We start from the raw sequence: 6,787 nt of genomic DNA, 5'->3' as shown, positions 1-6,787 counted from the left end.
CCGACGTAGAGCAGGCGGCGTTCCTCTTCGACGGCCTCGCTGTCGGGGCCGTGGGACAGCGCGTGGGAGATGGGCAGGGTGCCGTCGGCCAGCCCGACCAGGAACACCGCATCCCACTCCAGTCCCTTGGCGGCGTGCAGGGAGGCCAGCGTGACGCCCTGCACGGTCGGTGGGTGGCGGGCGTCGGCACGCAGCCTCAACTCGGCGACCAGGGAGGGCAGGTCGAGGTCGGGTCGCAGTGCGACTTCCTCGTCGACGAGTTCGGCCAGCGCGGTCAGCGCCTCCCACCGTTCCCGGGCCTTGACCCCGGTGGGCGCTTCGGGGGTGAGGCCGAGAGGTTCGAGAAGATCGCGCACCAGTTCGGGCAATTCGCCCTCCTGATCCATTCCCGGGTCGCTTCGCTCCTGCCCGCCGAGACCCCGTTCGGCGGCCCGCTGCAAAGCGACCAGCGACTGGCGGATCTCCTGGCGGGAGAAGAAGCCCTCCCCGCCGCGTACCTGGAACGGGATGCCGGCCTCGGTGAGCGCGGCCTCGTACACCTCGGACTGGGCGTTGATGCGGTAGAGCACCGCCACCTCGGCGGCCGGGGTGCCGGCGTCGACGAGCGCTCTGACCGCCCGGGCCACCGCGGCGGCCTCGGCGACCTCGTCGGGGTGCTCCCGGAAGGTCGGCTCCGGGCCCGGCGGGCGCTGGCCGATCAGGTGCAGTTTGGAGCCGGCCATCCGGCCGCGCGCCGCGGCGATCACCCGGTTGGCCAGCGAGACCACCTGCGGGGTGGAGCGGTAGTCGCGTTCCAGGCGCACCACGCACGCGTCCGGGAAGCGGCGGGAGAAGTCCAGCAGGTAGCGCGGTGAGGCGCCGGTGAACGAGTAGATGGTCTGGTTGGCGTCGCCGACGACGGTGAGGTCGTCGCGGTCGCCGAGCCAGGCGTCGAGCACCCGCTGCTGCAGCGGGGTGACGTCCTGGTACTCGTCGACGACGAAACAGCGGTAGCGGTCCCGGAACTCACCGGCCACCGCGGCGTCGTTCTCGATGGCGGCGGCGGTGTGCAGCAGCAGGTCGTCGAAGTCCAGCAGCGCCACCCCGTCGCGATTGGCTTTGAGGGCCTCGTAGCCGGCATAGACGGCGGCGACCTTGGCGGCGTCCAGGGGGATGTCGCGGCCGTCCGCGGCGACTCGCGCCGGGTACTCCTCCGGGCTGATCAGCGAGGCCTTGGCCCATTCGATCTCCCCGGCGAGGTCGCGGACGTCGTCGGTGGAGGCCTGCAGCCGGGCCCGGTTGGCGGCCTGGGCGACGACGGCGAACTTGGAGTCCAGCAGCTGCCAGCCGGTGTCGCCGACCACCCGCGGCCAGAAGTACTGCAGCTGCCGGCGGGCGGCGGCGTGGAAGGTCAGGGCCTGGACCGCTGTGATGTCCATGGCCCGCAGCCGGCTGCGCATCTCCCCCGCCGCCCGGGAGGTGAACGTGACCGCCAGCACCTGCCCGGCGGCGACGTGACCGCCCGCCACCAGGTGCGCGATGCGGTGGGTGATGGTGCGGGTCTTGCCGGTTCCCGCCCCGGCCAGCACGCACAGCGGGCCGCGCGGGGCCACCACCGCCTCGCGCTGCTCGGTGTCCAGGCCGTCGAGCATGGGCTCCATCTTGGCAGCCGGGGGCGACAAGCTAAGTTCAGCGGCTATGAGCGAGTCGGAATTGACCATGTACTCGACCGTGTGGTGCGGCTACTGCAAGCGGCTCAAGACCATGCTCAACTCCGCCGGGATCCCGTTCCGCGATGTCGACATCGAGCACGACCCGGCCGCCGCGCAGTTCGTGATGAGCGTCAACGGCGGCAACCAGACCGTTCCGACGGTGCTGTTCCCGGACGGCAGCGCGCTGACCAACCCGTCGCTGGCCGAGGTGAAGGCCAAGCTCAGGGTCTAGTGCCCGGTGCGCTTCCCCGCGCGCGTTGCCGAACTCGACGAAATGGCGAGATTTTCTCGGACTTTCGCGCCCAAACGTTGGTTTGGGCGGACGGGGGCGGGGGGCGGGGGTGGTCAGGGAGCGAAGGCCCAGGACTCGATGATCTCCCGGGCGATCGAGATGGACCCGGGCAGCAGCAACGGGGAGGACGAGTCGCTGCTCCAGTCCCCCTGGCCCAGGGCCGCCCGCACCTCGGCGCGGGTGAACCAGGCCGCCTCGGCGATCTCGCCGTCGTTGAAGACGAACTCCTGCTCGGGGTCGGCGATGGCGTGGAAGCCCACCATCATCGAGCGCGGGAACGGCCAGGGCTGGCTGCCCAGATACGTCACGTCGGTGACGTCGAGCCCGATCTCCTCGAAGATCTCCCGCGCAACGCAGGTCTCGAAGGACTCGCCGGCCTCGACGAACCCGGCCAGCAGGGAGAACAGCCGCGGCGGCCACACCACCTGGCGGGCCAGCACCGCGCGGCCGTACCCGTCGTGCACCAGGCAGATCACCGCCGGGTCGATGCGGGGGAACTCATCCTGCCCGGAGAGCAGGTTGCGTCGCGCCCAGCCACCCCGGATCGGCCGGGTCGGGCTGCCGTCGGCCGGTGAAAAACCAGCGGCGTCATGCCAATTCAGCAACGCCAGGGCGCAGGCGACCAATTGGGCACTGACATCGTCGAAGGGGATCCCGGCGCGGCGGGGTTCGACCGCGCGGGCCGGAACCCCGTCGGGAACCTCCAGCGCGGCGCGCACCGCCCAGGCGTGCCGGCCGTCGGGCAGCCGGCCCAGGAATACCGCGCCGCCGGGCGGCTTGTCGGCGATGTCGGTGGCCGAGGACAGCACGACCTGCCGGTCGACCACCAGAACCTGACTGCGCTCGTCGACCCGCAGCACCACCGCGTCGGCCCAGCCTTCGTGCGCGGCGTCGAGGTCGGTGCGCAGATGATCGGCGCGGTCGGCCCCGACACGTGAGAGCAGCGGGACGTTGCGCAGTCGAAAACTCAACGCGCTCAGCCCTCTTCGGCGCCGCGGACGTAGAGCACCCGGTCGGTGAGCTCCAGGGCGTCGACCCGTTCGTCGTCGACCCGCAACAGCCGGCCGTCGCGCACCACACCCAGCACGGTGTCGGCCAGGTGCCGCGGGGAGCCGCCGACCTCCTTGGGCTCCACTTCGCGCTCGGCGATCACCAGTCCGGCATCCGGGGTCAGCAGGTCCTCGATCATCTCCACCACGGTGGGTTTGGAGGTGGCCAGGCCCAGCAGCCGGCCGGCGGTCTCCGACGACACCACCACCGAATCCGCGCCGGACTGCATCAGCAGATGCTTGTTCTCGCCTTCGCGGACCGCGGCGATGATGGTGGCCTTGGGGGCCAGTTCGCGCGCGGTCAGGGTGACCAGCACCGAGGTCGGGTCGCTGCTGGTGGCGACGACGATCGAGGCGGCGTGCTGGGCGCCGGCCAGGCGCAGCACGTCGGACTTGTTGGCGTCCCCGCGGACGGTCACCAGACCGGCGGCACTGGCCCGGTCCAGGCAGGTCTGGTCGGTGTCGACGACGACGATCTCGGCCGGGGCGACGCCGTCGCCGATCATGGTGGTCACCGCGGTGCGGCCCTTGGTGCCGTACCCGACGACGACGGTGTGGTTGCGCACGGTTTTCCTCCAACGCTGGATCTTCAGGGACTGGCGCGACGCGGCGGTCAGGGTCTCCACGGTGGTACCGACCAGAACGATCAGGAAGAGAACCCGCAGCGGCGTGATCAGCAGGACGTTGAGCAGCCGGGCGTGTTCGGTGACCGGGGTGATGTCGCCGTAGCCGGTGGTCGACAGTGACACGGTGGCGTAGTACACGCAGTCCAGCAGACTCAGGGTCGTCGGTTCGCTGCCGACGTCGCGGTAGCCGTCGCGTTCGAGGTAGACCACCAGAACCGCGGCGGCCAACACCAGCAGGGCGTAGATCAGCCGGCGGACGATGCGCTGGCCCGGGCTGACGAACTTCTCCGGGATGTGCAGGTATTCGACGAGCGCGGCGTCCGGTTTGGCGGCGAGGTTCCCGTCGATGGCGTCCAGGTGGCGCCTCAGCCGGCGGTCAGGCACAGCGATGCGTCATCGACGGGCCCAAGCGTTTCGCCACGGTGAATGCCAGCACACGGCCATTATGAAACCATGCCGCACACCACCGCAGGACCAGTTAGCCAGCGCCCCGCCTATCGGATGGGGCTGATGCTGATCGGCGTCGGCGTCGGGCATTTCCTGCGCCCGAAGCCCTTCGACGCGATCGTTCCCGCCGAACTGCCGGGCAACGCCCGGTTCTACACCTATGCCTCCGGGCTGGCCGAGGTCGGCGTCGGCACCATGCTGCTGGTGCCGCGCACCCGCCGGCTCGGGGCGCTGGCGGCCGCGGCGCTGTACACGGCGGTCTTCCCGGCGAACCTGAACATGGTGCGGCTGTGGCGGGACAAGCCGCTGCCGATGCGGTTCGCGGCGCTGGCCCGGCTGCCGATGCAGGCGCCGATGGTCACCCAGGCGCTGGCGATCCGCCGCAACGCGCCGCACCGGGGTTGAGCAGGGCCGCCAGGTCCTCGGCGTCGTGGAGCGCTTCGGGTGAGACGGTGCGCCCCGAGCCCACGTAGTGGAACGCCGCGCGCACCTCGGCGACCGGACGGCCGGTCAGCCCGGCCCAGGCCAGCCGGTAGACCGCCAGTTGCACCGAGGCGTGCCGTCGGGCGGCGGCGTCGGCGGGCGGCTCGCCGGTCTTCCAGTCCACCACCGTCACCCCCCCATCGGGGTCGGCGAACACCGCGTCGATGCGGCCGCGGATCACCCGCTCGCCCAACGCCAATTCGAACGGCACCTCGACATCCAGCGGGGTGCGGGCCGCCCAGGGCGAGGCGCTGAAGGCATCCTGCAGCGCGGCGAGGGCATCGGCGTCGGCGGTCCGCGGATCCCCCGCGCCGGGCAGGTCGTCGAGGTCCAGCAGTCGCTCGGCGCCGTAGCGGCGCTGCACCCAGTCGTGGAACGCGGTGCCCAGGATGGCGTGCGGGTCCGGCCGGGCCGGCAGCCGCCGGGTCAGCCGCGCCGCCGCGCCGGGGTCGCGGTCGAGTTCGACCAGGGCGCTGACCGACAGCCGGGCGGGCAGCACCACCGGCGCGCGTTCTCCGGCGCGGGCCCGTTCGGACAGCAGGGCGTCGACGTCGGCCACCCAGTCGGGGACCCCGCCGGCCGGCGGATCGCCGTCCGGCGGGTTACTGTCCGGCGGCGGCCCGGCCATCGCCGCGGCCACCAGTTGCGCGCCGCGCTCGACATCGCCGCGCCGGCCGCCCAGCGGGTCCACCGGCCACACCGCCTCGATGACGTTCTCGCGCAACGGGTTCGGCTCGCCGTCGGCGGGTTCGGCCGCCCAGTGCACGATCTCGCCGCAGGGCTGGCCGGCCTCCGCGGCGGCCTCGATGATGCCGCGGATCTCGGACAGGAACTCCGAGGGGCCGCGGGGTCTGGTGTCGGCCGCGCCCCAGTGGTGCCCGGACAGCAGCAGGGTGTCCTCGGTGCGGGTCAGCGCGACGTAGAGCAGGCGGCGCTCCTCGTCGAGGCTGCGCTGCATCAGCTGATCGCGGTGGCCGGAGATGATGTCCTCCAACGCTTTCCGGTCGCCGGCGGCTGAGGTGTCCAGTACCGGAACCCCGTGCAGGCCCTCCTCGGCGCGGTCGCCGCGCAGCAGCGGCGGCAGGTCGGCCGGGTCGTTGAGCCAGGTGCGCTTCTTGGCCGTCGACGGGAACAGCCGCGCACTCATGTGCGGGACCGCGACGATCTGCCATTCCAGACCCTTGGCGGCGTGCACGGTGAGCACCTGCACCCGCCCCGGGGCGACACCGACGTCGGCGGGCGCCAGGCCCTTCTCGGCGACCGCGGCCACGTCGAGATAGGCCAGCAGCCCGGCGATGTCGGCGCCCGGGCGTTCGGCGTAGTGGGCGACCACATCGGCGAACCGGTCCAGATGCTCGCCGCCGGCCCCGGCCGCGCGGACCTCGACGTCCACCCCGAGCGTCCGGCGCGCCTCGGACACCAGATCGGTCAGCGGGTGCGCCAGGAAACCGCGCAGCCGGACCAGTTCGGCGCCCAGGGCACCGATGCGCCGGTAGCCCTCGGCGGAGAAGTTCCCGGCCGGACCGGGATCGGCCAGGGCGTCGGCCAGGGACGCGGTGTCGACGTCGGCGGCCGCCGCGGCCACGATCTGCTCGGCGGACGCCACGCTCGGGCCCGGCCCGTCCAGCAGCACCGCCCGCCGCCACAGCGCGGCCAGGTCCCGCGCCCCCAGCCGCCAGCGCGGCCCGGTCAGGACTTCCATCGCGGCGGTCCCGGCGGCCGGGTCGGCCACCAGCCGCAGCGTGGAAACCAGTTGCGCCACTTCGGGAATGGACAGCAGACCGGCCAGCCCGACCACCTCGACCGGAAGCCCCCGGGCCGACAGCGCCTCGGCGATCGGCCCGGCATCGGAGTTGCGGCGCACCAGCACCGCGGCGGTGACACCCTCGCCGTAGCGGGCGGCGATCTGGTCGGCCAGCCAGTCCCGTTCGGTGTCGACGTCGCGCTGCAGCGCGCACAGCACCGTCCCGGGGGCGGCGTCCGGGCGGGACCGCAGCGGCCGCACCCCGACCGAACGCCGGCGGGCCTCGGCGGAGACCGCGTTGGCCAGGGTCAGCGCCCGCGGCGGGTTGCGCCAGCTGGTGCTCAGTTCCAGGGTGGGCGCCGGGGATCCGTCGCCGAGGGGGAAGTCGGTGGTGAACCGGGGCAGGTTGGTGGCCGAGGCGCCGCGCCAGCCGTAGATGGACTGGATCGGATCCC

At 72.7% G+C, this 6,787-nt stretch carries 6 protein-coding genes; 2 read left to right on the top strand and 4 right to left on the bottom strand.

The genetic code is table 11. The features are described 5' to 3' along the window. Positions 1-1,640, bottom strand: a 1,640-nt coding sequence (locus tag ADBZ5U_RS13470) for an ATP-dependent helicase (protein WP_526810986.1), incomplete at its 3' end; no start/stop codon positions are given. Between the two features lie 37 nt (positions 1,641-1,677). Here ADBZ5U_RS13470 and ADBZ5U_RS13465 point away from each other — a divergent pair. After that, positions 1,678-1,923, top strand: coding sequence for a mycoredoxin (locus ADBZ5U_RS13465; protein WP_526810984.1), 246 nt, complete (start codon positions 1,678-1,680; stop codon positions 1,921-1,923). 113 nt (positions 1,924-2,036) lie between these two features. Here ADBZ5U_RS13465 and nudC read toward each other — a convergent pair whose 3' ends face one another. Together nudC and ADBZ5U_RS13455 are read right to left on the bottom strand one after the other, a co-directional pair. Continuing rightward, positions 2,037-2,954 (bottom strand): NAD(+) diphosphatase, encoded by a 918-nt coding sequence (nudC, locus tag ADBZ5U_RS13460; RefSeq protein ID WP_526810983.1) that lies wholly within the window; start codon positions 2,952-2,954, stop codon positions 2,037-2,039. Between the two features lie 5 nt (positions 2,955-2,959). Continuing rightward, complete coding sequence (locus ADBZ5U_RS13455; RefSeq protein WP_526810981.1) at positions 2,960-4,042, bottom strand: potassium channel family protein; 1,083 nt, start codon at positions 4,040-4,042, stop codon at positions 2,960-2,962. Positions 4,043-4,111: 69 nt separating this feature from the next. On the opposite strand from ADBZ5U_RS13455, the gene ADBZ5U_RS13450 reads away from it, so the two are divergent. Next, positions 4,112-4,510 carry a DoxX-related protein gene (locus ADBZ5U_RS13450; protein WP_526810980.1) on the top strand — a complete coding sequence of 133 codons (399 nt, stop codon included), beginning with the start codon at positions 4,112-4,114 and terminating at the stop codon, positions 4,508-4,510. Here ADBZ5U_RS13450 and ADBZ5U_RS13445 read toward each other — a convergent pair. Further along, a partial coding sequence (locus ADBZ5U_RS13445; protein WP_526810978.1) for an ATP-dependent helicase occupies positions 4,464-6,787 on the bottom strand: 2,324 nt, incomplete at its 5' end. The genes ADBZ5U_RS13450 and ADBZ5U_RS13445 overlap by 47 nt on opposite strands.

It is taken from the genome of Mycobacterium sp. (assembly GCF_040398885.1).
In the GTDB taxonomy this organism is placed as follows: Bacteria; Actinomycetota; Actinomycetes; order Mycobacteriales; family Mycobacteriaceae; genus Mycobacterium.
Note: the sequence above shows the minus strand (reverse complement) of the source record. Positions and strands in the feature narration are given on the sequence as shown.